At 67.2% G+C, this 24,173-nt stretch carries 31 protein-coding genes, 1 tRNA gene and 2 pseudogenes; 14 read left to right on the top strand and 20 right to left on the bottom strand.

The features are described from left to right. The first annotated feature begins 6 nt into the window (after positions 1-6). Together trxA and rho are read left to right on the top strand one after the other, a co-directional pair. Positions 7-333, top strand: a complete 327-nt coding sequence (gene trxA / locus F787_RS0104670; protein ID WP_018869015.1) for a thioredoxin TrxA — start codon at positions 7-9, stop codon at positions 331-333. A 180-nt stretch (positions 334-513) separates the two neighbouring features. Beyond that, positions 514-1,773 carry a transcription termination factor Rho gene (gene rho, locus F787_RS0104665; RefSeq protein ID WP_019589859.1) on the top strand — a complete coding sequence of 420 codons (1,260 nt, stop codon included), beginning with the start codon at positions 514-516 and terminating at the stop codon, positions 1,771-1,773. Between the two features lie 28 nt (positions 1,774-1,801). On the opposite strand, the gene F787_RS0104660 is transcribed toward rho, so the two are convergent. The 5 genes from F787_RS0104660 to rph are packed head-to-tail and all read right to left on the bottom strand — an operon-like array spanning position 1,802 to position 4,792. Next, positions 1,802-2,050 carry a hypothetical protein gene (locus F787_RS0104660; RefSeq protein ID WP_018869013.1) on the bottom strand — a complete coding sequence of 83 codons (249 nt, stop codon included), beginning with the start codon at positions 2,048-2,050 and terminating at the stop codon, positions 1,802-1,804. Beyond that, positions 2,050-2,247: a CPXCG motif-containing cysteine-rich protein gene (locus tag F787_RS0104655; protein WP_018869012.1), complete on the bottom strand. Its 198-nt coding sequence runs from the start codon at positions 2,245-2,247 to the stop codon at positions 2,050-2,052. Before F787_RS0104655 ends, F787_RS0104660 begins: the two co-directional genes overlap by 1 nt. After that, a complete protein-coding gene (gene hemW, locus F787_RS0104650; RefSeq protein WP_028491444.1) occupies positions 2,244-3,431 on the bottom strand; it encodes a radical SAM family heme chaperone HemW in 1,188 nt (395 codons plus the stop codon). Before hemW ends, F787_RS0104655 begins: the two co-directional genes overlap by 4 nt. Positions 3,432-3,452: 21 nt before the next feature. Further along, positions 3,453-4,067 (bottom strand): RdgB/HAM1 family non-canonical purine NTP pyrophosphatase, encoded by a 615-nt coding sequence (gene rdgB / locus F787_RS0104645; RefSeq protein ID WP_028491443.1) that lies wholly within the window; start codon positions 4,065-4,067, stop codon positions 3,453-3,455. A gap of 5 nt (positions 4,068-4,072) precedes the next feature. Continuing rightward, positions 4,073-4,792 carry a ribonuclease PH gene (rph, locus tag F787_RS0104640; protein WP_028491442.1) on the bottom strand — a complete coding sequence of 240 codons (720 nt, stop codon included), beginning with the start codon at positions 4,790-4,792 and terminating at the stop codon, positions 4,073-4,075. A gap of 116 nt (positions 4,793-4,908) precedes the next feature. Here rph and F787_RS0104635 point away from each other — a divergent pair, with 116 nt between their 5' ends. The 3 genes from F787_RS0104635 to F787_RS0104625 all read left to right on the top strand — a co-directional run bounded on the left by F787_RS0104635 (position 4,909) and on the right by F787_RS0104625 (position 6,763). Beyond that, positions 4,909-5,130, top strand: a complete 222-nt coding sequence (locus F787_RS0104635) for a DUF2835 family protein (protein ID WP_018869008.1) — start codon at positions 4,909-4,911, stop codon at positions 5,128-5,130. Positions 5,131-5,198: 68 nt separating this feature from the next. After that, on the top strand, positions 5,199-5,630 hold the full coding sequence (locus tag F787_RS0104630) for an Hsp20/alpha crystallin family protein (RefSeq protein ID WP_026331435.1): 432 nt from the start codon (positions 5,199-5,201) through the stop codon (positions 5,628-5,630). A 206-nt stretch (positions 5,631-5,836) separates the two neighbouring features. Continuing rightward, entirely contained in the window at positions 5,837-6,763 is a 927-nt protein-coding gene (locus tag F787_RS0104625; protein WP_018869006.1) for a DnaJ C-terminal domain-containing protein, read from the top strand. A gap of 26 nt (positions 6,764-6,789) precedes the next feature. Here the strand turns inward: F787_RS0104625 and F787_RS0104620 are convergent, their stop codons facing one another. After that, positions 6,790-7,224 (bottom strand): molybdenum cofactor biosynthesis protein MoaE, encoded by a 435-nt coding sequence (locus F787_RS0104620; protein ID WP_028491441.1) that lies wholly within the window; start codon positions 7,222-7,224, stop codon positions 6,790-6,792. Positions 7,225-7,226: 2 nt separating this feature from the next. Beyond that, the gene (gene moaD, locus F787_RS0104615) at positions 7,227-7,460 is read right to left on the bottom strand and encodes a molybdopterin converting factor subunit 1 (RefSeq protein ID WP_026279420.1); all 234 of its coding nucleotides are present in this window, start codon (positions 7,458-7,460) and stop codon (positions 7,227-7,229) included. A gap of 43 nt (positions 7,461-7,503) precedes the next feature. Between moaD and moaC the strand changes: the two genes are divergently transcribed. The 5 genes from moaC to F787_RS0104590 all read left to right on the top strand — a co-directional run bounded on the left by moaC (position 7,504) and on the right by F787_RS0104590 (position 11,855). Beyond that, positions 7,504-7,998 (top strand): cyclic pyranopterin monophosphate synthase MoaC, encoded by a 495-nt coding sequence (gene moaC, locus F787_RS0104610; protein ID WP_018869003.1) that lies wholly within the window; start codon positions 7,504-7,506, stop codon positions 7,996-7,998. Further along, entirely contained in the window at positions 7,995-10,274 is a 2,280-nt protein-coding gene (locus F787_RS0104605; RefSeq protein ID WP_028491440.1) for an AsmA family protein, read from the top strand. The genes moaC and F787_RS0104605 overlap by 4 nt, the downstream gene beginning before the upstream one ends. A gap of 97 nt (positions 10,275-10,371) precedes the next feature. Then, positions 10,372-11,427 (top strand): A/G-specific adenine glycosylase, encoded by a 1,056-nt coding sequence (mutY, locus tag F787_RS0104600; protein ID WP_028491439.1) that lies wholly within the window; start codon positions 10,372-10,374, stop codon positions 11,425-11,427. After that, positions 11,411-11,686, top strand: a complete 276-nt coding sequence (locus F787_RS0104595; RefSeq protein WP_018947159.1) for an oxidative damage protection protein — start codon at positions 11,411-11,413, stop codon at positions 11,684-11,686. Before mutY ends, F787_RS0104595 begins: the two co-directional genes overlap by 17 nt. Positions 11,687-11,779: 93 nt before the next feature. Beyond that, positions 11,780-11,855: transfer RNA gene (locus F787_RS0104590), tRNA-Phe, on the top strand. Positions 11,856-11,966: 111 nt separating this feature from the next. On the opposite strand, the gene F787_RS0104585 is transcribed toward F787_RS0104590, so the two are convergent. The 8 genes from F787_RS0104585 to F787_RS0104550 form a co-directional block, all read right to left on the bottom strand. Further along, complete coding sequence (locus tag F787_RS0104585; RefSeq protein WP_028491438.1) at positions 11,967-12,299, bottom strand: hypothetical protein; 333 nt, start codon at positions 12,297-12,299, stop codon at positions 11,967-11,969. 10 nt (positions 12,300-12,309) lie between these two features. Further along, entirely contained in the window at positions 12,310-12,516 is a 207-nt protein-coding gene (locus F787_RS0104580) for a hypothetical protein (protein WP_028491437.1), read from the bottom strand. Between the two features lie 108 nt (positions 12,517-12,624). Then, positions 12,625-13,074, bottom strand: coding sequence for a hypothetical protein (locus F787_RS0104575; protein ID WP_028491436.1), 450 nt, complete (start codon positions 13,072-13,074; stop codon positions 12,625-12,627). A 13-nt stretch (positions 13,075-13,087) separates the two neighbouring features. Continuing rightward, the gene (locus F787_RS0104570) at positions 13,088-13,393 is read right to left on the bottom strand and encodes a hypothetical protein (RefSeq protein ID WP_028491435.1); all 306 of its coding nucleotides are present in this window, start codon (positions 13,391-13,393) and stop codon (positions 13,088-13,090) included. A gap of 263 nt (positions 13,394-13,656) precedes the next feature. After that, entirely contained in the window at positions 13,657-15,801 is a 2,145-nt protein-coding gene (locus F787_RS16725; protein ID WP_231373395.1) for an AAA family ATPase, read from the bottom strand. Positions 15,802-16,040: 239 nt separating this feature from the next. Continuing rightward, a complete protein-coding gene (locus tag F787_RS17330; protein ID WP_051246015.1) occupies positions 16,041-16,301 on the bottom strand; it encodes an AlpA family phage regulatory protein in 261 nt (86 codons plus the stop codon). Positions 16,302-16,579: 278 nt separating this feature from the next. Beyond that, entirely contained in the window at positions 16,580-17,893 is a 1,314-nt protein-coding gene (locus tag F787_RS0104555) for an integrase family protein (protein ID WP_028491433.1), read from the bottom strand. 463 nt (positions 17,894-18,356) lie between these two features. Continuing rightward, positions 18,357-18,989 (bottom strand): DUF429 domain-containing protein, encoded by a 633-nt coding sequence (locus F787_RS0104550; protein WP_028491432.1) that lies wholly within the window; start codon positions 18,987-18,989, stop codon positions 18,357-18,359. Positions 18,990-19,061: 72 nt separating this feature from the next. Between F787_RS0104550 and def the strand changes: the two genes are divergently transcribed. Continuing rightward, positions 19,062-19,598: a peptide deformylase gene (def, locus tag F787_RS0104545; protein ID WP_155989583.1), complete on the top strand. Its 537-nt coding sequence runs from the start codon at positions 19,062-19,064 to the stop codon at positions 19,596-19,598. Between the two features lie 61 nt (positions 19,599-19,659). Here the strand turns inward: def and F787_RS0104540 are convergent, their stop codons facing one another. After that, positions 19,660-19,857, bottom strand: coding sequence for a DUF2283 domain-containing protein (locus F787_RS0104540; protein ID WP_019570592.1), 198 nt, complete (start codon positions 19,855-19,857; stop codon positions 19,660-19,662). After that, positions 19,854-20,090: a hypothetical protein gene (locus tag F787_RS0104535; protein ID WP_051246013.1), complete on the bottom strand. Its 237-nt coding sequence runs from the start codon at positions 20,088-20,090 to the stop codon at positions 19,854-19,856. Before F787_RS0104535 ends, F787_RS0104540 begins: the two co-directional genes overlap by 4 nt. An 83-nt stretch (positions 20,091-20,173) precedes the next feature. Between F787_RS0104535 and F787_RS17325 the strand changes: the two are divergent. Beyond that, a pseudogene (locus F787_RS17325) lies at positions 20,174-20,260 on the top strand (peptide deformylase); the annotation flags it as partial. 6 nt (positions 20,261-20,266) lie between these two features. Here the strand turns inward: F787_RS17325 and F787_RS0104530 are convergent. The 3 genes from F787_RS0104530 to F787_RS0104520 all read right to left on the bottom strand — a co-directional run bounded on the left by F787_RS0104530 (position 20,267) and on the right by F787_RS0104520 (position 23,038). Beyond that, positions 20,267-20,686 carry an SRPBCC family protein gene (locus tag F787_RS0104530; RefSeq protein WP_019570590.1) on the bottom strand — a complete coding sequence of 140 codons (420 nt, stop codon included), beginning with the start codon at positions 20,684-20,686 and terminating at the stop codon, positions 20,267-20,269. 52 nt (positions 20,687-20,738) lie between these two features. Beyond that, positions 20,739-21,059, bottom strand: coding sequence for a hypothetical protein (locus tag F787_RS0104525; protein WP_019570589.1), 321 nt, complete (start codon positions 21,057-21,059; stop codon positions 20,739-20,741). A gap of 173 nt (positions 21,060-21,232) precedes the next feature. After that, positions 21,233-23,038: a DEAD/DEAH box helicase gene (locus tag F787_RS0104520; RefSeq protein ID WP_028491429.1), complete on the bottom strand. Its 1,806-nt coding sequence runs from the start codon at positions 23,036-23,038 to the stop codon at positions 21,233-21,235. Positions 23,039-23,286: 248 nt separating this feature from the next. On the opposite strand from F787_RS0104520, the pseudogene F787_RS15445 reads away from it, so the two are divergent. Continuing rightward, positions 23,287-23,868 (top strand): annotated as a pseudogene (locus F787_RS15445) (hypothetical protein); the annotation flags it as partial. A 51-nt stretch (positions 23,869-23,919) separates the two neighbouring features. Further along, positions 23,920-24,173 (top strand): transposase (locus F787_RS0104510; protein WP_028491491.1); only part of this gene is annotated, 254 nt, incomplete at its 3' end.

Genomic DNA, 24,173 nt, shown 5'->3' with positions numbered 1-24,173 from the left:
CGCGGAGTGAGCGACAAGATCATTTATACATCGGACGCGAGTTTCGACGAGGACGTCCTGAAGTCCGACCAGCCGGTCCTGGTGGACTACTGGGCGGAATGGTGCGGTCCCTGCAAGATGATCGCGCCGATTCTGGACGAAATCGCCGAAGAATACGCCGGCAAGGTCAAGGTTGCCAAACTGAACATCGACGAGAACCCGTCGACGCCGCCCAAGTTCGGTATCCGCGGCATCCCGACGCTCATGCTGTTCAAGAACGGGGACGTGGAGGCCACCAAGGTGGGCGCCCTGTCCAAGTCGCAGCTGACCGCCTTCCTCGATCAGCACACCTGAGCGGAATCGCGGTTACCTTCCGTTGCGGGGCGGGCTTGCAACAGCCGCCCGCCCCGCTTAATATTCGAGCGTTTCGTCGGCGCCGGGCCTCTCCCGGGGTCGTCCCCTGCCCCGTCATCATTGCAATCCTGCGGCCATCCCCGGCCGCCGTTCATCCACGTTGAGCACAGCGCCCCACGCATGAATCTGACCGAACTGAAGCGGATGACCGCCGCCGACCTCGTTGGCCTCGCCGAAAACCAGGGCATCGAGAACATGTCCCGTGCCCGCAAGCAGGACATCATCTTTGCCCTGCTGAAGGCCCACGCGAAAAGCGGCGAGGCGATTTACGGCGACGGCGTACTGGAGATCCTCTCCGACGGCTTCGGCTTTTTGCGCAGCCCGGACGCCTCCTATCAGGCCGGCCCCGACGACGTCTACGTCTCCCCCAGCCAGATCCGCCGCTTCGGCCTGCGCACCGGCGACACGGTGGCCGGCAAGATCCGCCCGCCGAAGGACAACGAACGCTACTTCGCGCTGCTGAAGGTCTCGGAGATCAACTTCGAGCCGCCGGAAAATGCCAGACACAAGGTCCTGTTCGAGAACCTCACGCCGCTGCATGCCAACCATCGCATGCGCATGGAGCGGGGCAACGGCTCCACCGAGGACATCACCGCCCGCGTCATCGACATCGTCGCGCCGTTCGGCAAGGGCCAGCGCGGCCTGATCGTCTCGCCGCCCAAGGCCGGCAAGACCCTGATCCTGCAGAACATCGCCCAGAGCATCGCGACCAATTACCCGGAGTGCTATCTCATCGTCCTGCTGGTCGACGAACGGCCCGAGGAAGTGACCGAGATGGACCGCATGGTGCAGGGCGAGGTCGTCTCCTCCACCTTTGACGAACCGGCCCAGCGCCACGTGCAGGTGGCCGAGATGGTCATCGAGAAGGCCAAGCGCCTGGTGGAGCACCGCCGCGACGTGGTCATCCTCCTGGACTCGATCACCCGACTCGCCCGTGCCTACAACACCGTTGCCCCCAGCTCCGGCAAGGTGCTCACCGGCGGCGTCGATGCCAACGCCCTGCACCGGCCCAAGCGTTTCTTCGGCGCCGCGCGCAATGTCGAGGAAGGCGGCAGCCTCACCATCCTCGCCACGGCCCTGGTGGACACCGGCTCCAAGATGGACGAGGTGATCTACGAGGAATTCAAGGGTACCGGCAACATGGAGGTGCACCTGGAGCGGCGCATCGCCGAGAAGCGCATCTACCCGGCGATCAACGTCAACCGTTCCGGCACCCGCCGCGAGGAACTGCTGACCGACCCGGAAGAGCTGCAGAAACTGTGGATCCTGCGGAAGTTCCTGCACGGCATGGACGACATCGAGGCGATGGAATTCCTGCTCGGCCGCATGCAGTCGTCGAAGACCAACAGCGAGTTCTTCGACCAGATGAAGCGCTCCTGAGGCGACGCCCTGACGCCCCGGCCCGGGCTCAGGCGCCGGCCGCCAGCGGCGCGAACTCCAGCAGACGGTCCAGCCGGCGCCACTGGCGCCGGCCCTCGGCATCGCGCAGGATCAGATACTCCGCGCCCCGGCGGGTGCGCAGATCCAGCGGCCACACCCGCGCCACCTCGTCGAGGCCCCGGTGGCGCCAGCGGATCCGCAGCGCCTCCCCGTGCATGATGCAAAGCTCCAGCTCGGAGTAGCGCGCGCAGGGGATGGGGACGTAATCCGCGGCCATCAGCCACCTTCCCTCTGAGCGTCGACCACGGGGATATCATCCTCGGTGGTCGTCAGGTGACGGAACACGATGGGCGAGCAGCACACGCCACAGTCCTCCACCCATTCATCCTCGTCACTCATCACATCCACCGTCGTCTCGCCCGGTTCTCCGCACCAGGGACAAGCAAACGCCACGAATTCGATCGGTCGGGTCATCGCGACACCTCCTCGACATCGTTGGCAGCCTCCGGCAGAAACCCCTCCAGGACATCATTGAGAAACTGCAGACCCTCCGTGGTGGTTCGCAGGACGCCGCTTCCGGCGGGATCCATCAGGCCGCGCTGGCGCGCACGCTCCAGCCCGGGCTCCAGTGCCTCCAGGGGCAGCCCGGTCCGCTCGCGGAACCGCGCCTCGGGCACGCCATCGACCAGCCGCAGGGCGTTCAGCATGAACTCGAACGGCCGCTCGCCGGGTGCCACCGGCGTATCCCGCCCGCCGGTCGGATCGGCGAGGTAGGCCTGCGGCTGGCGCGGTCGCACGCGGCGGATGATGGAGCCGTCGTGGACCTGCGTCAGCTTGCCGTGGGCACCGGCACCAATGCCGAGGTAGTCCCCGAAGGTCCAGTAGTTCAGGTTGTGCCGGCACGCTTCACCCGCCCTCGCGTAAGCGGACACTTCGTAGCGAGTATAGTCCGCCTCCGCGAGACGCAAGCTTCCGGCGGCAAAAAGTTCGGCCACGGTGTCATCCTCCGGCAGCTCCGGCGGGCGCGCGGCGAACAGCGTATTGGGCTCCAGGGTGAGCTGATACCAGGAAATGTGCTCCGGCTGCTGCGCGATCGCCGCCTCCAGATCCGCCATGCCCTGCGCCACCGTCTGCCCCGGCAGACCGAACATCAGATCCAGGTTGATCCGCTCGAAACCCGCCGCCCGGGCATGTTCCACCGCCGCGGCCGCCTCCTCCGGCCCGTGGATGCGACCGAGACGCTGCAGCATCGCGCCGTCGAAGCTCTGCACCCCCAGCGACAGCCGGTTGATCCCGGCCTCACGGTAGCCCTGGAAGAAATCACGATCGGCGGTGCCGGGATTCGCCTCCAGGGTGATCTCCACGTCCGGGCGCAGCGGCAGCAGCGACCGCAACCCGGACATCAGCTCCGCCATCGCCTCGGGCGGGAACAGGCTGGGCGTGCCGCCCCCGATGAACACGCTCTCGATGCGCCGCCCCCAGACCTCGGGCAGCTGCGCCTCCAGATCGCGCAGCAGCGCGGCCACGTAGTCGGCGAACGGGGGCTCGCCGCCGCGGGGTTCGTGAGAGTTGAAATCGCAGTACGGGCACTTGCGCACGCACCACGGCAGGTGGACGTACAGCGCCAGCGGGATCGGGGTATCGAAGCTCGGGGTCATGCCGGGAGCATAGCCCCCGGCTCAGCTCCCGGCACGTTCCCGCAGGGCCCGGGCCAGTTTCTCCAGCGCCCGGCCGCGATGGCTCAGGCGGTTCTTCTCGCTCGGCTCCAGCTCGGCCGAGGTGCAGCCATGCTCCGGCAGCTCGAACAGCGGGTCGTAGCCGAACCCGCCACCGCCGGACGGTGCCGATGCGATGCGCCCGCGCCACACGCCCTCGGCGATCAGCGGGGCGGGATCGTCGGCATGGCGCAGGAACACCACCACCGCGCGGAAGCCGGCGCCGCGACGCTCCGGCGGCACGTCCGCCAGCGCGTCCAGCAGCTTCGCGTTGTTGGCGGCATCGGCGCCGTCACCGCTCTCCCCGGCATAGCGCGAGGAATAGATACCCGGCTCGCCGCCCAGGGCATCCACCTCCAGCCCCGAGTCGTCGGCCACCGCCGCCAGCCCGGTGTGCCGGGCCGCGTTGCGTGCCTTCAGCAGCGCGTTCTCGACGAAGGTCAGGCCGGTCTCCTCGGCCTCCGGCACGCCCAGCCCGGTCTGCGTCACGACCTCCATGCCCAGCGGCTCCAGCAGCGCCGCCAGCTCGCTCCGCTTGCCCGGGTTGCCGGTGGCCAGGACCACGCGCTGCGCCGCCATTCCGCTCAGCCCTCGCCCAGGACCGCGCGTTGCGCGTCGATGATGGTACTCACACCCTTCTCGCCCAGATCCAGCATGCTGTCCAGTTCGTCGCGGCGGAAGGCATGGCCCTCGGCCGTGCCCTGGATCTCGATCACCCCGCCGGCCTCGTTCATCACCAGGTTCAGATCGGTCTCGGCCGCGGAGTCCTCGTCGTAGTCGAGGTCCAGCACCGGCGTTCCCTGGAAGATCCCCACGGACACCGCCGCGAGATGTCCGTGCAGCGGATCCTTCTTCAGCAGGCCGATCTCGCGCCCGTGCGCCACCGCGTCGCGCAGGGCCACGAAGGCACCACTGATCGAGGCCGTGCGCGTGCCGCCGTCGGCCTGGATCACGTCGCAGTCGACAATGATCTGGCGCTCGCCCAGCGCTTCCATGTCGACCACCGCGCGCAGGGCGCGACCGATCAGGCGCTGGATCTCCATGGTCCGTCCGCCCAGCTTGCCGCGGGCCGCCTCGCGCGCCATGCGGTCATGGGTGGAACGCGGCAGCATGCTGTACTCGGCGGTGACCCAGCCCTTGCCCTTGCCCTTGAGCCAGGGCGGCACGCGGGGCTCGATGGTGGCATTGCACAGCACCCGGGTGTCACCGAACTCCACCAGCACCGAACCTTCGGCGTGGCGGGTGAAGTGCCGGGTGAAACGGACCGGGCGCATCTCGTCGGGCTGTCGACCGCTGGGGCGCATGGCGATTCCTTGCTAAATTTGTCGGGCGCGCAGTATACGGGAGACCGGGGGTCGCGGGGCCAGCCCCACCCGGCCGATCCCGCCCCGCGCGCTCCGCCCCATCGGACTGACCCGCCATGCAGCGTTTCCGCATCCGCCTGGACATCTCCCCGGACATGATGGAGCAGTACTATTCCGGGCGCTCCACCACCGTATTCGCGATCTCCGAGGCCGGGGTCAGCGTGCAGTTCCCGGCGCGGCTGCTGCGCCCGTACATGACCCACGACGGAATCCACGGCCTTTTCGAACTGGTTACCGAAAATGACTACCGCCTGCGCGATTTTCGCCGCCTGGCTTGAAATCTCCCCGGAACGCCCCTACTTCGATTACTGAGTCAACAAGACACCCGATGAAGGAGGGGATAGCCATGAACATGATGCGTTACGAACCCTGGAGCCTGCTCAACCAGCTCTCGCGTGAACTCGGCCGCCTGCCCGACGTACCCGGCGACGAGGACTCGGTGAGCGCGGCCGACTGGAGCCCTGCGGTGGACATCCGCGAGGAGACCGATGCCTACGTGCTGCATGCCGACGTCCCGGGCGTGGATCCCAAGGACATCGAGCTGCACATGGAGAACGGCGTGCTGACCCTGCGTGGCGAACGCAAGTACGAAAACGCAGAAGAGAAGGAAGGCTACAAGCGCGTGGAGCGCATGCGTGGCACCTTCTTCCGCCGCTTCTCGCTGCCGGACACCGCCGATGCGGAGAACATCTCCGCGCGCAGCCAGAACGGCGTGCTGGAGGTTCGCATTCCCAAGCAGGCCAGGGTGCAGCCGCGCCGGATCGAGATCGAGAGCTGATCCGCAGCCCGGCAGCGTCCCCGGCCACGGCCGGGGCGCGAGCCTTCCAGCGGGCGCTGCCGGCGCGAGCGGGCAGCGCCTTTTGATTGGTGCCGGTAGCACCCGAATCCCGGGTATGATGGCCCGGGATTCGGGTGGTACCCGAACGCGAACGCATACACACCGGCTTCGCCGGTCGCCGAAAGGGTTCCGACTCGAGGCAGGAGATGGAATACAAGGATTACTACAAGATCCTGGGCGTGGACCGCAACGCCAGCCAGGACGACATCAAGAAGGCCTATCGCAAGCTGGCGCGCAAGTACCACCCCGACGTCAGTGACGACCCGCAGGCCGAGACGCGCATCAAGGAGGTCAACGAGGCCTACGAGGCCCTCGGGGACCCGGAAAAGCGCAAGGCCTACGACCAGCTGGGCGCCAACTGGCGCCAGGGGCAGGACTTCCGTCCGCCGCCGGGCTGGGACGGCTGGACCGGTGCGGGTGCCGGCGGCCGCGCACGGGGCGCCGGACCGGGTGCCGGCGGGGCCGATTTCGGCGGCTTCTCCGACTTCTTCGAGTCGATCTTTGGCGGCGGCGGCATGGGTGGCGGCGGTCGCCGGCGCGGCTTCGACGTGCGTGGTGCCGACCGCGAAGGCGCGGTGGAAGTGACCCTCGAACAGGCCATGCACGGCGCCGAGCTGTCGGTGACCGACCCGCGGGGGCGCCCGCAGCGCGTGCGCATCCCCGCCGGCGCCAAGGACGGCTCGCGGGTCCGGGTACGCGGCCAGGGCGACCCCGGCGTGGGCAACGGCGCCCCGGGCGACCTGCTGCTGGAGATCCGCATCAAGCCGGATCCCAACTACCGGGTGGAAGGGCGCGACCTGTACCGCGACATCCCGATCACCCCGTGGGAGGCCGCGCTGGGCGCCACGATCGAGGCGCCCACCCCGCACGGACCGGTCAACCTGAAGGTGCCGAAGGGCTCGCAGTCGGGCAAGCAGGTGCGCCTGAAGGGCAAGGGTCTGCCCGGCAAGACCCCGGGCGATCTGTATCTGCGGCTGATGATCCACGTGCCGCCGGAAGACGAAGCCGGCGACTGGTATGAAAAGATGGCGGAGTCATCCAGCTTCAACCCGCGCGAGCTGCTGGACGGCTGATCCCCCTCGCGCGCGACGCGCGGGATTCAGCCGGGCGTGTTGCGCTCCACCCAGCGGCTGCTGCCGTCGGCCAGGCGCTCGCGCTTCCAGAACGGGGCCTCGTGCTTGAGCCGCTCCAGGATGTCGCTGCAGGCATCGCGGGCGGCCGCGCGGTGCGCCGACCAGGTCGCCACCAGCACCAGCGCATCGCCCGGCCGCACCTCGCCCACGCGGTGCGCAACATGCACGCCCAGCAGGGGCCAGCGCTGCTGGGCGGCCTCCACGATGCGCTCCAGCTCCTGCTCGGTCATGCCCGGATAATGCTCCAGGAACAGCCCGGTCACGGCATCGTCCTCGTTGAAATCGCGCATGCGGCCGACGAACACGCTGGCCGCCCCGCGGGCCTCGGCGGGGATGTCCTGCTCCGCCACGCGCAGCACGTCCCAGGGGTCGAAATCCTCGGAGTGGATGGTCACGGTCATGCTCAGCCCCCGGTCACCGGCGGGAAAAAGGCGACCTCGTCGCCATCACGCACCGGGGTTTCGAGATCGGCGCGGGTCTGGTTGACCGCGCTCATCAGCCGCTGCGGCGGGGGTTCGCCATGCAGGTGCTCCCACAGGCCGGCCACGGTAGAACCCTCGGCCGGGAGTTCGGCCCGGTCGCCCTCACGGCCCAGTTCTTCGCGCAAACGCGCGAAATACAGCACTTTTACCGCCATGCAGCCCCTACACGTGTGGCTTTCAAACAAGCATTATAGCCGGATGACCGATTTCACTCATTTCGACGCCCACGGCCATGCCCACATGGTCGATGTCGGCGACAAGGCCGTCTCCCACCGCGTGGCCATCGCCGAAGGCCGCATCCGCATGCAGCCGGAGACCCTGCAGAAGGTCCGCGAAGGCAATCATTCCAAAGGGGATGTTCTGGGCATTGCCCGCATCGCCGGTATCATGGGGGCCAAGCGTACCGGGGACCTGATCCCGCTGTGCCATCCCATCGGACTCAGCCGCGTGGCGGTCGAATTCGATCTGGAAGATGACGCGGTCGTGGCCCGGGCAACCTGCGAAGTACATGCAGTCACCGGCGTGGAGATGGAGGCCCTGACTGCGGTCTCCGCCACCCTTCTGACCATCTACGATATGTGCAAGGCCGTGGACCGGGGCATGGTGCTGGAAACGGTCCGGCTTCTGGAAAAACACGGCGGTCGCAGCGGCAGCTGGAAGGCCCCCGACCCGCAAGGAGATTCCCGAACATGAAATGGATCAAGCGCCTGTTTGGCCTGATCGGCATCCTGATCCTCGTGGTGATCGTCGTCGCCGCGTATCTGCTGGTGACGTTCGACGCCAACGATTACAAGGAGCGCATCGAGGCCCAGGTGCACGAACAGACCGGGCGCGATCTGGAACTGGCCGGCGATGTCAGCCTGACGCTGTTCCCCACCCTCGGCCTGCGCCTGGAAGACGTGCGCTTCGGCAACGCCGAGGGCTTCGGCGACGAACCCTTCGCCGAGCTCGACGTGGTGGACGTGGCTGTCGCGGTCATGCCGCTGCTGCGCCGCGAGCTGGAAGTGCAACGGGTTGAAGGCGACGGCGTGCGCCTGAACCTGGCGCGCGACGAGGACGGCCGCAACAACTGGGACGACCTCGCTGCCCGCGCCGACGAGGCCCGTGACGAGGCCGTGACCGGCAACGAAGAAGAAGAACGCACCGCCACCGAATCGCGCCTGGCCATGGAACGGATCGATATCGCCGGCATCAGCCTGACCAACGCCCGCGTGGTGTGGGACGACCGCGAGACCGGGATGCGCGCGGTGCTGGACCCGTTCAGCCTGCAGGTGGGCCGCTTCCAGCCCGGCGTGGAGACCCGGCTGGAAATGTCCGCCGCGCTGGAGGCCGAGGGCGGCGCGCTGGAGCAGCCGCTCAGCACCACCATGGACCTGACCGGACTGGTCAACCTCGACCTGCTGAACAATCGCTATGCAGTGCGTCGCCTGGACCTCAACCTCGACGTGGAAGGCGGCCCGGTGCCGCAGCCGATGACCGTCATCTTCCGCAGCGACGTGGCGCTGGAGGTGGACGAAGACGACACCCGCCTGCGCATGGAGCGCCTGACGGTGGAGGCCTCCAGGGTGACCCTCACCGGGTTCGCCGAACTGGGTAACCTGCAGGGCGACCAGCCCCAGATGCGTGGCGAACTGCGCTCCAACACCTTCAACCTGCGCTCGGTCATGGACGATCTGGGGCTGGAAGCCCCGGCCACCGCGGATCCGGATGCCCTGCAACGGGTCGCGTTCGACCTTTCCGCGGCCGGTACGCCGGGCAACCTGGAACTGTCGCCGTTCCTGTTCACCCTCGACGACACGACCCTCAGCGGTGACGCCACGCTGGACACCACCGGCGAGCGCCCGCATTTCGGTTTCGACCTGCGCGGCAACGAGCTCAATGTCGACCGCTACCTCCCGCCGGAGGTCGAAGAGGCGCGCACCGGCGAAGCCAACGGCGCCCCCGACGAGGAAGAAGCCGAGGAGCTGCGTATCGAACTGCCGATGGAAGCCCTGCGTTCCGTCGACGTGGACGGCAGCCTGGCCCTCGATGGTCGCCTGATCCTGATGGGCCTGGAACTGCGCGACATCGCGCTGGACATCCGGGCGCGCGGCGGCGACTGGGTGATCGACCCGCTGTCCGCCACCGGCTACGACGGCGAACTGACCAGCCGCATCCAGCTGGACGCCTCGGGCAGCCAGCCGCGCTACGGCCTCACTACCGACCTGGCCGGCCTGGATATCGGCGCCCTGCTGGACGACCTGCAGGGTGACGACGCCATGCTGCTGGGCACCGGCAACCTCGCACTCGATATCACCACGCACGGCGAGGCGCTGTCCGACCTGCGAGCCAACCTCAACGGCGATGGCGACATGCGCTTCGAGGACGGCGCGGTGCGCGGCATCAACGTCGCCGACATCATCCGCCGCGCGGAGGCCCGCATCCGCGGCCGTGAATACGAGTCGGACGAGCCGCGGCAGACGGACTTCAGCGAGATCTCCGGCAGTTTCGAGATCGACAACGGCGTGGTCTCCAACAACGACCTGGAAGGCAACTCCCCGCTGCTGCGCGTACGCGGGGATGGCTCGGCCGACCTCAACGACGAATCGCTGGACTACCGCGTGGACACGACGCTCGTCGGCACCCTGGAAGGCCAGGGCGGACGTTCGCTGGAAGACCTGCGCGGCGTCCGCCTGCCGATCCGGATCAGCGGCACGTTCGACGACCCCAGCTTCCGCCTCGACCTCGAATCCATCCTGCGTGAACGCGCCGCCCAGGAGCTGGGCGTGGACGAGGACGAACTGCGCGACGAGGCCACCCGCCGCCTGATGGAGCGCCTCGGCGTCTCGCGCGACGAAGCGGACGAGGAAGAAGCAAACGACGAACAAGTCGAAGAAGCTGACGAAGACGAGGCAGACGAGGAAGACGAAGAGGCCGAACGCAGCCTCGAGCAGGAAGCGGAAGACCGCCTGCGGGAACTCCTCGAGTAAACCGGAGAACCCGGGGCACCCGCACTCGTTCAACCCGACCACGGACACCGACGCCCGGGCACATCGCCCCGGGCGTCGGTGCCTCCTCCCCGCCATCATGCAACCCTTTGCCCAACGCCTGCTGGACTGGTTCGACCGCAACGGTCGTCACGATCTCCCGTGGCAGCAACCGCGCACGCCCTACCGCGTATGGGTCTCCGAGATCATGCTGCAGCAGACCCGGGTCGAGACCGTCATCCCGTATTTCGAGCGCTTCACCGCGCGCTTCCCGGACGTGCAGAGCCTGGCGGCCGCCCCCGTGGACGACGTCCTCGCCCTGTGGGCGGGCCTGGGCTATTACGCCCGTGCCCGCAACCTGCACCGCTGCGCCCGGACCATCGTGGAAGACCACGACGGGCACTTCCCGCGCGAACGCGTGGCGCTGGAGGCCCTGCCCGGCATCGGCCGCTCCACCGCCGCCGCCATCCTCGCCCAGGCACACGACGCCCCCGAGGCCATCCTCGACGGCAACGCCAAGCGCGTACTCGCCCGCCACGCCGCGGTGGACGGCTGGCCCGGCAGCACCGCCAGCCAGAAAACCCTGTGGCGCGAGGCCGAGGCCCGCACCCCCGCCAGCCGCTGCGCCGACTACACCCAGGCGATCATGGATCTGGGCGCGCTGGTATGCACCCGCAGCCGCCCCGACTGCCTCGCCTGCCCGGTGGCCGAAGACTGCGGCGCCCGGCTGCAGGAACGCACCGCCGAGCTGCCGCACCCGCGGCCGAAGCGCGAACGCCCGACACGCACCCGCTGGGCCGCCCTGCTGCACGCGCCCGAAGGCATCTACCTGGAACAGCGCCCGCCCAGCGGCATCTGGGGCGGTCTGTACACCCTGCCCGAGGCCGAGGACCCGGAGCACCTGGAAGCCTGGGTGCGCACCCACTGGCCACACGCCGAGGCGCTGGAAGGCGACGCACTGAGCCACGGCTTCAGCCACTACCAGCTCGACCTGCGCGTGCAGCGCTACCGGCTCCCGGCGGGCGAGTGCGGGATCATGGATGCCCCCGGGGTGATCTGGTATAAACCGGACCAGTCGCGGCCGGCAGGCATCCCGGCCCCCATACAAGGCTTACTCCAAAGCGAAAAGGATTCCGGCCATGGCACGAACCGTTAACTGCGTAAAACTCGGCAAAGAGGCCGAAGGCCTGGACGTCCCGCCCTACCCGGGCGAGATGGGCAAGAAGATCTACCTCAACGTCTCCAAGGAAGCCTGGAACGCCTGGCTGAGCCACCAGACCATGCTCATCAACGAGTATCGCCTGACCCCGGTGGACCCCAAGGCGCGCAAGTTCCTGGAAGAGGAAATGGAGAAGTTCCTGTTCGGCGACGGCTCCGAAAAGCCCGAAGGCTTCGTCGACCCCAACCAGTCCTGAAGCCGGCGCCGGGGCGCACCCTTGACGTGAGCGCCCCGGACCGCTTTAATACTGCCCTTCGCCTCACGGCGAACCCCGCAACAAGTCAGTACTGGCCGGGTAGCTCAGTCGGTAGAGCAGGGGATTGAAAATCCCCGTGTCGGCGGTTCGATTCCGTCCCCGGCCACCATCATTTTCAAAGGCTTACGCGGCATTTGCCGCATCCCCGCTTCCAAGCCTTCGCCTCCGTGTAAGCACCATGTAAGCAATGCCGCTCCATCGGCCCCGGTGCTCGCTGGGCTTATCGCCGCACCATCCAGTTCACGAGCACCGCCACCGCGAATACCGCCAGCCCTACCATCACGGACATGGGCAGATTGATCGCCCACTCCAGCAGGCGAGAAAGGCCAACCCAACCCTCGATCTCCACAGGGGCTGGCACGTCCAGGCCAATGAATTCGAGCGCCAACCGGAAGGAGAGCGGCAACCACTCCCCTTCCTGAAGCCAGTACCAAACCTGATAACCCAGCACTCCCACCAACCACAGCCATCCGAACACAAAGGTGACCGAGACCAGCACCGCCGTCGCCTTGTCCCAGAAGTCTTGGATGGGTGGTTGTTCTTCGTATCGCATCCCGTCTCGACTACGGCTGGATCTCCGGGGCGGCCTCCTCCAGCACCCCCGCCAGTCGGTCGGCGCTATGCGCCACCATCTTCAGCAGTGCGGCGGTGTCGGGGTCGGTATGGCTGGCAATCGCCTTGCACCCGGCGCGGATCTCAAGCGCCAGGTCTCGCGCCTCCCCCAAGTCGAGAAGGTGCGCGGCGGGGGTGATAGCATCGGTGGTGCTCATGGCGTCTACTCCTGTGCAGTGACGTTGTGGGAAGCGCCCGGGGTAGCTGCAACTGCCTCGGGTGCGTTTTCAACGTAGCACCGGGGGCGCGCCGGTGTCACTGCGCCCCTAATCCTCCCGTCCCCCCTCGGGTTCCGACTTCACGTCCACTACGCGGCCGACTTGGCGCAGGGCGTCCAGGTGAAGCTGGCCGATGTTCACCTGTACACCGGGTCCCGTGTCGCCCCACTGCTGCGGTGACAACCGGCCCGCCAGCCATTTACGCAGGTCAGCCTGCTGCTTCACCTTCTGGAGCGCAGTCGCGTCCTCCTCGGCGTTGTCGGTGATCGCCAGGGCCTCATCCATCAAAGCACCGGCGGCCTCCTGTCTCGCACGGGTGAGCGCGTCCCTGCGCTGCGGGCGGTTGCACCAGGTGCTGAGGATCTGGCGGGAGATCCCCAGATCCTCAGCAATCGCCTTCAGCGTCCGGCCCTCGGCCACCTGCCCGAACACATAGGCTTCCCCTCCGGCCTTCCGGATGGTCGCGTGCGCGGCTCGGGTTATGGGTTTCGCTGCCATAGTCTCGGCCTCCTCACCATATCAAGGTCTCGTACTCATCCACCCGGCCATTCGGGTAAACGATGATCTCCCCGCCGGATTCTGTCACCACCGCCAGGGGGCAGCCCGCTCGGCGGGCCTGCTTCGCGTACACCGCATTTCTTGCCTTGACGTAGCGGTCCGCAATCCGTCGAAAAAGCTCGGGGGTCGGCTCCTCCGGATGCCATGTAGTGCGAAGCTTTCCATCAGGGAAGAAGTCGAAGTGGCACCAAAGGCGGCGGTCGAGTTTTTTCCGGTAGCGTGCTGGGGCTTCGTTACCGTTCGTGCTGTGCATCGCCATCGCGTTTTCCTCTCGTTGTTAGGTTGTTGTTAGCGTCCGAAATACCCTGTCCGGAGGTTAAATCCGGAGGTTGTGTCCGGAGGTCTGTACGGAATGGCCTCCCCGCCCCACCAACACCGGGGGGAACCGCGCCGTGAAGCCATTTCCGAGGTTGTACGGAATGCGTCCGGAGGTTCTTGTCCGGAATAAAGGCCCGTGTCCGGAGGTCCGGTTTCCTAGGGGAACCGGACCGGACGGACAGCTCCGGACAACGCTGGTGGAAATCACTGTTGAAAGGTGCGCACACGGTCCCCACCCCCGGTGTTGAAACGTTCGACAGGGCCGCCCGGTTCGGTCAGCTTCTTCACCACGTCCCCTACGGTGCTGCGGGACATCCCGACCGCATCGCACGCCTTCCGCCACTTGGCCAGGGGCACCCCTTCTCCGCCGTCCTCATCGGGGAAGGCTTCCAGGTCGCGGAGAAGGCGCAGCGCTTCCTGCTGGCGCTCACCCTTGCCCTTGGTGCCCTTCCGTGGTGGCTCGGTGTAGTCGGTGGGGATGAGCACCGCCGAGGAGACCGGCTCGCCGGTTTCGGGGTCCTCATAGTCCAGGTCTTGCGATTTCAGAGAGAACGCGAGCGGTTCAGGCTCCGGGGCGTCCTTCATCTTGGTGCAGGTCAGCCGGACAGTGCCGCTCGGGTCCTTGGCCATCCGGTACTCGGCATCCAGGGCGGCCAGCAGCGCCATCGCGCCTCGGGCGCGCTCTTGGTTGTTGTGGCCGGTGTGATGCACGACCAGCACCAGCGCCCCCCAGTCCGCCCGCAAGCGGTCGCAGTTCGCCACGAAGGCGTTCATGTCCTTGGTGCTGTTCTCGTCGCCACCACCGAAGGCCCGGGCGAGGGTGTCGATCACGATCAGGCTCGGAGGACCCACTTCGTCGGCAACCGCCTTCAGCGCAGCCCGCACGTAGGCAACGGTCTCCGAGTCGGTCAGGTTCGCCGGAACCGTCGACACGAACAGGTTGGAGAGGGCCTCCTCCTCGACGCCGTGAAACGCGGCCCAGGCGCGGATGCGCTGTTGAATGCCGTGGTGGCCTTCCCCCGCGATATACACCACGGGGCCGGACTCCACCTCGCGACCGCAAAACTCCCGCCCCGTTGCGACCGCGAGGGAGACACTGATGGCAAGGAAGCTCTTGAGGCTGGCGGGTGGGGCGAACACCTGCGCGACGCCTTGCCTCGGGAACAGGCCATGCACCAGCCACTCCAGCGGCGTGTGTTGCATGTCCGTGAAGCGGGTCAGCCGGAAAGCGCCTCGCTCCCATGGATGCCGTTCGTCCCGCTCCACGGCATCCAGGTCAGAAAAGTCCTCGCCCACCGCCACGGCACCGGGGTTACGGGCCGCCGCTTTCCGGATGCCGTCCCACAGGTATTGCACCGCTTTGGCCTCGTTTTGTCCCCGGTGATCCAGCGCCACCCGGAAAGCGTCCGAGTGCTTCAGCACCCCCAGCACCTCGGCGGGCTCCAGATCCTTTGCCAGCAGGGCGGTGGTGAGGCTCTGGAGCGCACGGGAACGGTCGCCCTCGAAATGCTCCGGCGGTTGGTCGCAGTCCTCCAGGAAGCGCAGCCATCCATCCGCCAGATCCAGCGCCGTGCGCTCGGGCACGTCCCCGGGGATCTGCGGTGGGGCCTTGGGCAGGCCGGAGTCCTCCCCGGTCCCCGCCTCGGGTCTTTCAGCGGGGCGGTACGTCGCCAGCAGTTCGGCCAGGTTGTGCACGGGCCGGGGCTCGAGGGGGAAGCCTTCGACGTGCGCCCCGGTGCCGGTCACGAAACGGGCCGCACCGCCCGCCGGGTATACCTCCACACCTCCGTGATTGAAAGCGCCGCCAACGCCCCCGTAGCAGAACACGCGGAAGCCTTCGCCGGACGGACTGACCTCGGTGTAGCTGCCGACCGCCTTGATGGTCTCCCATTCGGCCAGTTTGTCCGGGGCGATCTCCCCCGTGTGCGGGTCGCGCAGGCCGTCAAAGTCCAGCGCCACCAGGTCGGGGGCGTCCAGCCAGGCGTGCGTCAGCACCAGCCCAAGTCCATCGGTCTGCGGGCATTGGCGCAGGGCTTCCCGGGCCTCCTCGAAGCTGCCGCAATGATCCGGATTGGCAGTGCTGGCAGGCGCGAAGGGGTGGCGCGGCTGTAGCGGGACCTTGTCCTGCTTCGGTTGGCCGAAGGGCGTGACCTTGCCGCCCTTCTCACGGCGCCGGTACGGCACCCAGTGCGGCAGTGCCTTCAACGCCTCGGGGATGTTGTCCGGGTTCGGCTTGGCCGCCTTCACCACCACCGGGGCGGGGGTGGTATTCTGATTGCGCAGTCCCGTCACGTCTGCACCGGCCTCGCCCCATCCCCCGGGTGCGGGGCCACTCTTTTCCTCCAGCATCACTCACCCCCTGCGGCCTTGCGGCTCGGTACGGGGCGCGGTGGCATGGCCTCCGCTTTCGCCTTCAGCCGCTCCAGAGAGTCGGCAGGCCAGAGTAGCCGACCATTAGGAAGGCGGTCTGGCACCAGGCCGAAGTAGCTGCCACGGCGGCAGAGGTGAACTCGCAGGCTCTCGGGGGTAATGCCCACCCGATTGGCGAGCTCCGGGGTCGTCAGTGCACGGGTCTGGGTTTCCATGGTTCACCCCCGCACCGAACGCTGCGCTTGCTCCCACGCTTCGATCTCATCGAGCGGGACGCGAGCACAAGACGCACTAAATCGCACCGGGCGGGGGAAGCTGCGCTCCTGCATCCATCGGTACGCGGTGGCGCGGTGGATGCCGTAGCGTTGGCACACCTGCGGGATGGACAGGAAGGGCTGCCCGGCGGGTGGGGTGCTGTGATGTTTCAGGGGGGCGTTGCGGTCGGCAAGGGCTGCCGTCTGCGGAGTCGCGTTAGACATGATCGTTCCTCGTGTCTATGCCGACTCCGCAACCACGAAGGCAACCGGAGTCGGCGAGTTAGCCGAATCTCATGGTTTGCCCCTCGGTGGTTGCCCTCTTTCGTCAGCCAGGATCCGCCTCGGCGGTTGTCCCTCTGTGACGCGAGGATCACTTCGGTGCTTCACTCCATCTACCAACTTTGGCAGATGGATAGCTTTACGCTATAAGTTGCGACCTCTTGCTGTCAAGGCACGATTTGTTGCGCCTTGATTGCAACAGGGTGCGGACTACGCTTGGACTACTTCGCCACCCGTAGCCGTTCCCCGGTGCCGTACTCGGGCTGCTCAATTCCGGCCTGCTCCAGCATCCAGCCCTCGATGCGCACATGCCACTGCCGCAGCAGGTCGAGCGGACGGCGGCGGTAATGCTTCTCCGCGATGGCGCTCGGCTTGTGCCCCTGAATCTGCGCCACGATCCCCACCGGGCACTCCACCCACTCGGACAGGGTGCCGAAGCTGCGGCGCAGCCCGTGCAGTGTCACCGGGGGCAGCCCGGCAGCCTCTACGGCGCGGGTGTGCACTCGGGTTTGCGCTCCGATGCGCCCCGACTCACTTTGCGGACTGGAGAACACCCAGCCATTGCGCCGGGGCAGGGCCGCCAGCAGGGCCGCCACGTAGGGGGTGAGGGGGATGGTGCGCTCCCTCTCGGCCTTGTCGCGGATGGTGAGGGCGCGCCACTGGAAATCCACGTCATCCCACCGCAAGGCGGCCAGTTCCCCCGACCGCGCCCCGGTGAGCAGCAGCGTTTGCAGGTAGGCCGACGCCACCGGGTTGGCGATCCGCCGCACCCACTCGAACCAGGGGGGCAACTGCTCGCGCTGGAGCACGTCATCCCTCGGCTTCTGCCTTGGCACCTTGCGCCGCACCGCACCGGTCAGCAGCGCGCCGGGGTCCACCAGTCCTCGATAGTCGGGATGCTCGGCGGCCCAGTTCAGGAACGTGCGCAGCAGCCGGAAGGCACGGGCCGCGACGGCGGGGCGCTTCGCGCTCTCGGTTTCCATCCACCGGGCCAGCCGCTCGGCGGTGAGATCCCGCAGCCGCTCCCCCCGCAGGCTGTACAACGCACCGGCGGTGGTGGGCTGGCGGCTCCGGCGGCGGGGCTGCCCCGGCGCCGTCATGGCGCGTTCGTGGTCGTGCCGGTGCGCCTCGCTCCATTCGGCTTTGCGTTCGGCCACGTAGTCGGCCCAGGCGCCCCCCAGCGTCACCGTGGCCCGGGTGCGTTCCGCCCTTGCGGCCTCCGCCTCGGCGGCCTTGGCCTTCGCGTCATCCTCGGGGTGCACCCCCTGCCGCACCAGCTCCGCCAGCCGCCGGGCCTCGGCTCGGGCATCCTCCACGGTCTCGAAGTGCCCCACCGGGCCGATGGTGACGCGCAGGGAGCGCCCGTGCAGGCGGGACTGGAAAATATACGCCTTCGCACCGGCGGCGGTGACGCGCAGCCCCAGGCCGGGCGCCTCCGAATCCCACAGGAAGGCTTGACGGCGTTCAGGGGGGCAGGTGAACGCCTTCAACCGTTCACGGGTAAGCCGGACGCGAGTAGCATTGCTGGTAGCCATTGGAACCTCCGCACAGGTTCGGTGGTGAGCAGCCCTACCGGTGTTGGCGCACCGGTGGGGCTTTTTCGTTTTGCCCCCCTGCCCGATTTTCACGGGAAATTTTCGGGAAGGGGTCTGCTGGAGCGAAGGGGGTGGGTGTGTAGGGCTGCTGTGCTCCACCCACCCCCCGCCAGGGCCACCCCCGGGGGGTCATGTAAGCGCCGTGTAAGCACTGTGTAAGCAGATTCGGGCAATTTAGGTTGATTATCCCGCGTTAGCTTTGCGGCTGCAACGCAGGTAAATCACTGAAAGTGTTCGTTTTGACTAACCCCGGTTAATGCAGGAAACGGTGTAAGCGAGGGATTGAAAATCCCCGTGTCGGCGGTTCGATTCCGTCCCCGGCCACCATTTCCCTTTCCGCATTCCGCACACGACCCCCGGAGATATCCTCCGTTCGATGGGTTGCGATGCGCCCGTGCGCCGTTCAGCAGGCAAAATCGTACGGGTGTTCCGGTGGCTCGGCCGGGTGGATCCATGCGGAGCGGCCCCGGCTCCACTGCCAGGCGGCCCATGCCGCGGCGCAGGCGGCCACCGAATGGTCGCTGGCATCGGCGAAATCGAGCACCCCGTCCAGACCCTGCCGATCCAGCCAGGCCAGCAGGTCCCGTCGCGCGTCCGCCGCGTGCTTCATCGCCTTCAGGCTCTCGACCGAAACGCCGCCCAGCGCCATGGCCACCGTGGGATGTACCTCCGCCACGCGGGCATCCGGGCGCTCGGAGGCGAGCATGCGGCTGACCGCGACACCGCGCAGCGTCAGGTAGCTCATGCGCGGCGCGGAAGGCGCCATCACGGTGCCGGCCGGCAGACCGCATTGCACCGCCAGGCGGCGCAGGGACTGATCGGACGTGCGACTGCCCCCGGTGGGCGAGTACGACAGGGGTGCGTCCAGCCCCACCACCGCCGCAGCCGGCACACGATCCAGGATCGCCTGATCGTCCGCCCCCGCAAGCAGCTCCTGCAGCCGGAGCGCCCCGCCGCGCTCGGCGAAAACGGCGACGGACGTCTGCCCGGCACTCCCGGGCCCGGACAGGTCCACCCCGATGATCCACTGCCCCATGCGGTCTCCTTTGGCCGGCTTCGAACGCGCCAGGCTGCGAACGTTCTTCTTCGCTGTGGCACCATCGATGCCATGAGCGTTCGTCGTATCCTGCGTATGGGGCACCCCGACCTGCGTCGCGTGTGCGACCCGGTGGCCGATGGCGACTTCGACAGCCCGGGGCTGCAGGCCCTGGTGGACGACCTGGTGGACACCATGCACGCCAGCGAAGGGCTCGGCCTCGCCGCCGCCCAGATCGGCGACACCCGACGCGTGGCGGTGATCGAGATCCGGCCCGGCAACACGCGCTACCCCGATGCCGTACCCACCGGCCGCCTGGTGCTGGTGAACCCGGTGGTCACCGTGCTGGATCCAACGCCGCAACGCTACTGGGAAGGCTGCCTGTCCGTGCCCGGCCTGCGCGGCGAAGTCGCCCGGCCGCGCCACATCGCCGTTGATTACCACGAGCCCGACGGCACGCCCCGCCACCTGGAACCCGAAGGCTTCCTTGCCACCGTGTTCCAGCACGAGCTCGACCACCTCGACGGCACCCTGTTCATCGACCGGGTGACCGACACCACCCGCCTCGCCTTCCTCGAGGAATACCGCGAGTTCCACGCAGAAGCATAAGCCTCACGCCCGGTGCAACTTACGGCGCCGGGCACTTTATGGCGTCGACAAAAAGGAGAGCTTATGCCGCAATACCCTCGACAATGAGATGGCTAACGTCAGTACGCTGGCTTGCATGTTCAAAAGTGATTGCGCAGACATTGCCGCTGGCATCCACATCCAGGATGGTGTTTTCGTCCAGATCTTTCGATTCCGCAATGTCGCTGCTGCGGAACTCGATGTACAAAGTATCGCTGTCATCGAAATAGCTGACTTTCATGGCCGGAACCCCCGATCAAAAAATGCATTGTGAATCGTCTCGCCATCGTCCAGCAGAATCACCCGCAGGTACCGGCCTTCCATTGCCTCGATCCTGGCCCAGCGCCTTGTTCGGCCATCTGCCTGCACGTGCTCTCTCTCAGGATGCTGCACCACGTACTGGATCCATTCGTCCTTGATTCTCGCACGGTCCGGCCTGCCGCGAGTCGCCCGGAAGTATTTCGTTGTTTTCACCGATGTTTGTCCTTTCCTGCATCAATCGCTGGCATCGTCCCCGTCAGGTAACCGAGGCGCCAGGCTGACTATCACCCCTCTCACTCGACGGCACCCTGTTCATCGACCGGGTGACCGACACCACCCGCCTCGCCTTCCTCGAGGAATATTGCGAGTTCCACGCAGACGCATTGGGCTCACGCCCGGTGCAGGACCGGCCGGGCATTGCGGACAATCTCGGCCCCCAGTTCGTCCAGCAACGGATGGGCGGCCAGGCCAAGCAGGCCGTCGGTCAGGGGGTTCTCTCCGCCGCAGCGCACGCTCAGCTGCAGATGCGTGCCGCGCCCGCTCGCAGACAGCCGGTAGCAGCCCTCGCACGACAAGCCGGCCAGCGCGCGCCAGCCGAGCAGGCGCGGCGGGACGGCCACCAGCACCTCCACGTCGAACTCCAGCGGCACCCCGGCCACCCGCACACGCCAGCGGTAACGATCGGGCCCGACACGGGTGATGGACTCGATAGCCTCGCTGTACGCGGCGAACGCCTCGATCCGGGCCATCAGGTCGAACACCGCCTCCGGAGCGGCATCGATCTCCATCTCGTGGCGGATCACCGACATCGCGCACCGCCGCCGGATGCAGCCCGGGCGCGGGCCGGCGGCGCAGGCCCGGTCAGTCGTGCACGATGATGCGGGAGCCGGCGGCGTCGATGTCCACGCGGGAACTGGAGTAGTCGCAGGCCTTCGCGATGTCCTCCAGCGCCGGCATGTCATTGAGCTCCGCCAGACGATGCAGCAGGCTGCCGCCCTCGCAGTCACGCGGCATGCCGCCGTCGTCCAGCGTGCAGCCGAACTCGCCCCCGTTCACCGACCAGTCCATGTCGGGCGGCATATTCAGCACCACCGGTTCCTCGTGCATCACCTGGAACTTCGCCCGCATGGCGTTCCTGCCGTTTTCCCAGTCCAGGGCCGGCATGTTGTCTACGCTGCGCATGGTGTGCCTCCTTCGCGATTCCGCGAGGTCGCAACGGATTTACCGGAGCCTTTCCCTGCCCCTCTCCTTTGACGCTAGACCCGCCCCTCGCAACCGTCAAAGACGGGCCACCCATTCGGTGACGGCCGCCGCACCCTGCGCCCCCCGACCGGCACCCGCCCGGGCTCGCGGGTTCAGGCCTGCGCGGCCTCGCCAATGCGGCGGAGGAAGGGGGCCTGCGGCGGGCCGGTGACGATCAGCTCGTCCATGGCCCGGGTCATGGCCACGTAGAGCAGGCGGGCCTCTTCGGCCTCGCGCTCCTCGGCGGTGTCCATCTCGCCCAGGCCGGTCAGGGCCACCACGGGAAACTCCAGGCCCTTGCTGGAGTGCATGGTCACCATCTTCACCGTATCGGCCGGGGTGGCCGACTTCTGGCGATTGCGGTCCCCGAGGTTTTCCAGCGGGATGCCCTCACGCTCGAACACCGCGCGGATCTTGCCGGCGGCGGGCACGCGGCGGTGCAGCACGGCCATCTCGCTCCAGGGGCGGCCCTGTTCGTGCAGCCGCTTGAAATGCCCGGCGATGTATTCGATCTCCTGCGGCTGGGCGGGCAGAGGGATGATCGCGGGCTCCGGGCCTTCGCGACCCGCGCTTTCCGGCGGCACCAGCGGGATGCCGTCTTCCTCGGCCTCCTGCGGGTCCAGCAGTTCGCGGGCGAAACGGGTGGCCAGGTCCAGCACCTGGCGGGTGTTGCGGTAATTCACCCGCAGGATGGTGGTGCGCCCGCGGGCCTCCACGCCCACGCTGGAGAAGCTGAACCGGCTCTGGCTGCGGCCGTAGATCGACTGGGCGTCGTCGTACAGCACCAGCACCGAGTTGGTGTCCGGGTCGACCATCTGCGTGGCCAGCCGGAACCAGTGCGGCTCGAAGTCGTGGCCCTCGTCGATCATCACCGCGCCGTACTGCCCGCCGGGAATCTGCCCCTGGTCGACGCCGCCGATCACCTGCTGCACCAGCTGGTCGAAGAAGGCCCGCTTGTCCGTGTTATTCGGCGGTGGCGGCACGTTGTAGGTGCGCAACTGCGCGTGACACCAGCGATGGAAGTTGTACACCACCACCTGATCGCCCGCGCCCTTCTCCGCCAGGATGGCCTGCAGGCGGTCGGCCAGGGTGCGGTTGTAGCACAGCACCAGGATCGGCTTGCGCAGGGCCCGCGCCAGATGCAGGCAGCGGTAGACCAGGATCAGCGTCTTGCCCGCCCCGGCCGCGCCATGGATCACCCGGTGCCCGGTGCCCAGGCTGCGCGCCAGCTGCTCCTGCTGCAGGTCCATCACCCGCATCAGGTCCGGGAGCACTTCGGCCGGGGATTCGGTCTCGTCCGCGTCGGGCCCATCGTCGAACAGACTGCCCTGGCGGATGCGGATCTCCGGGAACAGGTGGCCGCGGATGCGGTCGATCTGCGGCAGCGACAACCGGTGCGGGAACTGCACAGTGAACATGTCCCACAGCCGCTTCTGGAAATTCTCCGGATCCTGGGACTCCGTCATCTCGTCGCGACAGATGACCCGATTGGCCGGAATCACCTCGCCCAGCTCCTGCTGCTCGAACTGCGCGCGGGTGATATTGGCCAGCACCACCCCGTGCCCGAACGGCAGCATCAACCGACCCTGCAGCGAAGACCCCGGCGGATGCACCAGCTGCGGATCGCGCTCCAGTGGCTTGATGACCTGATAGGCATACTGGCGCGCCTGCTCCAGCGGGTTGGGCACCACCTTCAGGCCCCGGTCCGTCAGGATGGTCGCCTCCTGGCGATCGATCTGCCGGATGGTCTCCAGCCGCCAGTCCTTCACCTCCAGGATCAGCAACCCACGCTGCGGGTGCAGCACGATGAAATCCGGATGCTCCGACCGCCCGCCCACCGGCACGTCGTACCAGCACAGGTAGTCATCCTCCAGGAAGTGCTCCAGGCGCCGCGCAAAGCGCTTCTCGCCCGACGTCATCCGTGGGAGGCAGCTGTTCAGCGAAGGTATGAGTGTTGTCACTTCCGGGGCTCTCCCAAAGTTGCGCGGAATGGCCCCCGCTCGTCGCGAAAGCCCCGCCACTGCAATCGATCTCTATCCCCCACTCCGGCCCGCGACCAAAGCAACTAGCGAGATCGACGCTGAACCACACATAGGCTATGGTTTCCACAAGCTGGCACGCAAGGATGCCGCGTCACCGATTCGCCCGGAGCCAGGAGGAGCCAACCATGGCCGAGCTACCCGAGTTCATTGAGTCAGGCGAACCCGCCCGGCTGATCCCCGTCACCGCCGACTCCAACAAAGAGCAACGAGCGGCCTCCATCGTCCTGGCGGCCATGCGAAGCATCTACGAACTCCGCCAAGCCATGCTGGGCTCCCTCAACGTCCGCGTCGGCAACCGTGCAAGGCTCGGAGCCTGGACCGAAGTCACGTTCAAGGAAGAGAAGAGCGCGAAATCCAGCTCCAAAAAGAACGACCGCCCCGACGGCCTGCTCGTCCTCGACACAGGGAAGAAGCGCTGGACCGCCCTGATCGAAGCCAAGATCGGCAATGCCGAAGTGGACGAGGAACAACTTCAGTCTTACCTCCAGCAGGCCCGCGCTCACAAGATCGACGCGGTCATCACCATCACCAATCAGTTCGTTGCCCAGCCAACCCACCACCCGATCAAGCTGCCGAAGAACCAGACGCGCAACGTCGAGCTCTATCACTGGTCCTGGATGTACATCCTCACGCAGGCCACCCTCCTGCTGGAGGCGGACGGGATCAGCTCACCCGACCAGCGCTTCATCCTCGAGGAAGTGATGAAGTGACCCCCTCGACGGCTGCACAGGTTATTGTGGGGCCAACAGGAGGGCATGATGAGCGAAGAAGCACCGGTGAAGCGGTGGACGGCGAAGCGCAAGACGGCCGTGGTGATGGACATCTTCAAGGGCAAGACCACAGTGGCGGAGGTGGCGCGCCAGCATGATCTGGCGGTGTCCGACGTCGAGAGCTGGATGGACGAGGCGCAGAAGAACATGGAGAACGGCTTCAAGTCCCGTCCGAAGGATCTGCGCGAGCAGTACGAGTCGGAGCTGCGCGAGACGCGGGAGGCGCTGGGTGAGGCCCACCT

The sequence above is a fragment of the Thioalkalivibrio sp. ALE19 genome (assembly GCF_000428605.1).
GTDB lineage: Bacteria > Pseudomonadota > Gammaproteobacteria > Ectothiorhodospirales > Ectothiorhodospiraceae > Thioalkalivibrio.
This window is presented reverse-complemented; position numbering and strand designations above follow the sequence as displayed.

Bases quoted from the DNA above. Each gene is read 5' to 3' on its own strand.
- rho (WP_019589859.1), top strand. From the start codon at position 514: ATGAATCTGACCGAACTGAAGCGGATGACCGCCGCCGACCTCGTTGGC.
- F787_RS0104660 (WP_018869013.1), bottom strand. From the start codon at position 2,050: ATGGCCGCGGATTACGTCCCCATCCCCTGCGCGCGCTACTCCGAGCTG.
- F787_RS0104655 (WP_018869012.1), bottom strand. From the start codon at position 2,247: ATGACCCGACCGATCGAATTCGTGGCGTTTGCTTGTCCCTGGTGCGGA.
- hemW (WP_028491444.1), bottom strand. From the start codon at position 3,431: ATGACCCCGAGCTTCGATACCCCGATCCCGCTGGCGCTGTACGTCCAC.
- rdgB (WP_028491443.1), bottom strand. From the start codon at position 4,067: ATGGCGGCGCAGCGCGTGGTCCTGGCCACCGGCAACCCGGGCAAGCGG.
- rph (WP_028491442.1), bottom strand. From the start codon at position 4,792: ATGCGCCCCAGCGGTCGACAGCCCGACGAGATGCGCCCGGTCCGTTTC.
- F787_RS0104635 (WP_018869008.1), top strand. From the start codon at position 4,909: ATGCAGCGTTTCCGCATCCGCCTGGACATCTCCCCGGACATGATGGAG.
- F787_RS0104630 (WP_026331435.1), top strand. From the start codon at position 5,199: ATGAACATGATGCGTTACGAACCCTGGAGCCTGCTCAACCAGCTCTCG.
- F787_RS0104625 (WP_018869006.1), top strand. From the start codon at position 5,837: ATGGAATACAAGGATTACTACAAGATCCTGGGCGTGGACCGCAACGCC.
- F787_RS0104620 (WP_028491441.1), bottom strand. From the start codon at position 7,224: ATGACCGTGACCATCCACTCCGAGGATTTCGACCCCTGGGACGTGCTG.
- moaD (WP_026279420.1), bottom strand. From the start codon at position 7,460: ATGGCGGTAAAAGTGCTGTATTTCGCGCGTTTGCGCGAAGAACTGGGC.
- moaC (WP_018869003.1), top strand. From the start codon at position 7,504: ATGACCGATTTCACTCATTTCGACGCCCACGGCCATGCCCACATGGTC.
- F787_RS0104605 (WP_028491440.1), top strand. From the start codon at position 7,995: ATGAAATGGATCAAGCGCCTGTTTGGCCTGATCGGCATCCTGATCCTC.
- mutY (WP_028491439.1), top strand. From the start codon at position 10,372: ATGCAACCCTTTGCCCAACGCCTGCTGGACTGGTTCGACCGCAACGGT.
- F787_RS0104595 (WP_018947159.1), top strand. From the start codon at position 11,411: ATGGCACGAACCGTTAACTGCGTAAAACTCGGCAAAGAGGCCGAAGGC.
- F787_RS0104585 (WP_028491438.1), bottom strand. From the start codon at position 12,299: ATGCGATACGAAGAACAACCACCCATCCAAGACTTCTGGGACAAGGCG.
- F787_RS0104580 (WP_028491437.1), bottom strand. From the start codon at position 12,516: ATGAGCACCACCGATGCTATCACCCCCGCCGCGCACCTTCTCGACTTG.
- F787_RS0104575 (WP_028491436.1), bottom strand. From the start codon at position 13,074: ATGGCAGCGAAACCCATAACCCGAGCCGCGCACGCGACCATCCGGAAG.
- F787_RS0104570 (WP_028491435.1), bottom strand. From the start codon at position 13,393: ATGGCGATGCACAGCACGAACGGTAACGAAGCCCCAGCACGCTACCGG.
- F787_RS16725 (WP_231373395.1), bottom strand. From the start codon at position 15,801: ATGCTGGAGGAAAAGAGTGGCCCCGCACCCGGGGGATGGGGCGAGGCC.
- F787_RS17330 (WP_051246015.1), bottom strand. From the start codon at position 16,301: ATGTCTAACGCGACTCCGCAGACGGCAGCCCTTGCCGACCGCAACGCC.
- F787_RS0104555 (WP_028491433.1), bottom strand. From the start codon at position 17,893: ATGGCTACCAGCAATGCTACTCGCGTCCGGCTTACCCGTGAACGGTTG.
- F787_RS0104550 (WP_028491432.1), bottom strand. From the start codon at position 18,989: ATGGGGCAGTGGATCATCGGGGTGGACCTGTCCGGGCCCGGGAGTGCC.
- def (WP_155989583.1), top strand. From the start codon at position 19,062: ATGAGCGTTCGTCGTATCCTGCGTATGGGGCACCCCGACCTGCGTCGC.
- F787_RS0104540 (WP_019570592.1), bottom strand. From the start codon at position 19,857: ATGAAAGTCAGCTATTTCGATGACAGCGATACTTTGTACATCGAGTTC.
- F787_RS0104530 (WP_019570590.1), bottom strand. From the start codon at position 20,686: ATGTCGGTGATCCGCCACGAGATGGAGATCGATGCCGCTCCGGAGGCG.
- F787_RS0104525 (WP_019570589.1), bottom strand. From the start codon at position 21,059: ATGCGCAGCGTAGACAACATGCCGGCCCTGGACTGGGAAAACGGCAGG.
- F787_RS0104520 (WP_028491429.1), bottom strand. From the start codon at position 23,038: ATGACGTCGGGCGAGAAGCGCTTTGCGCGGCGCCTGGAGCACTTCCTG.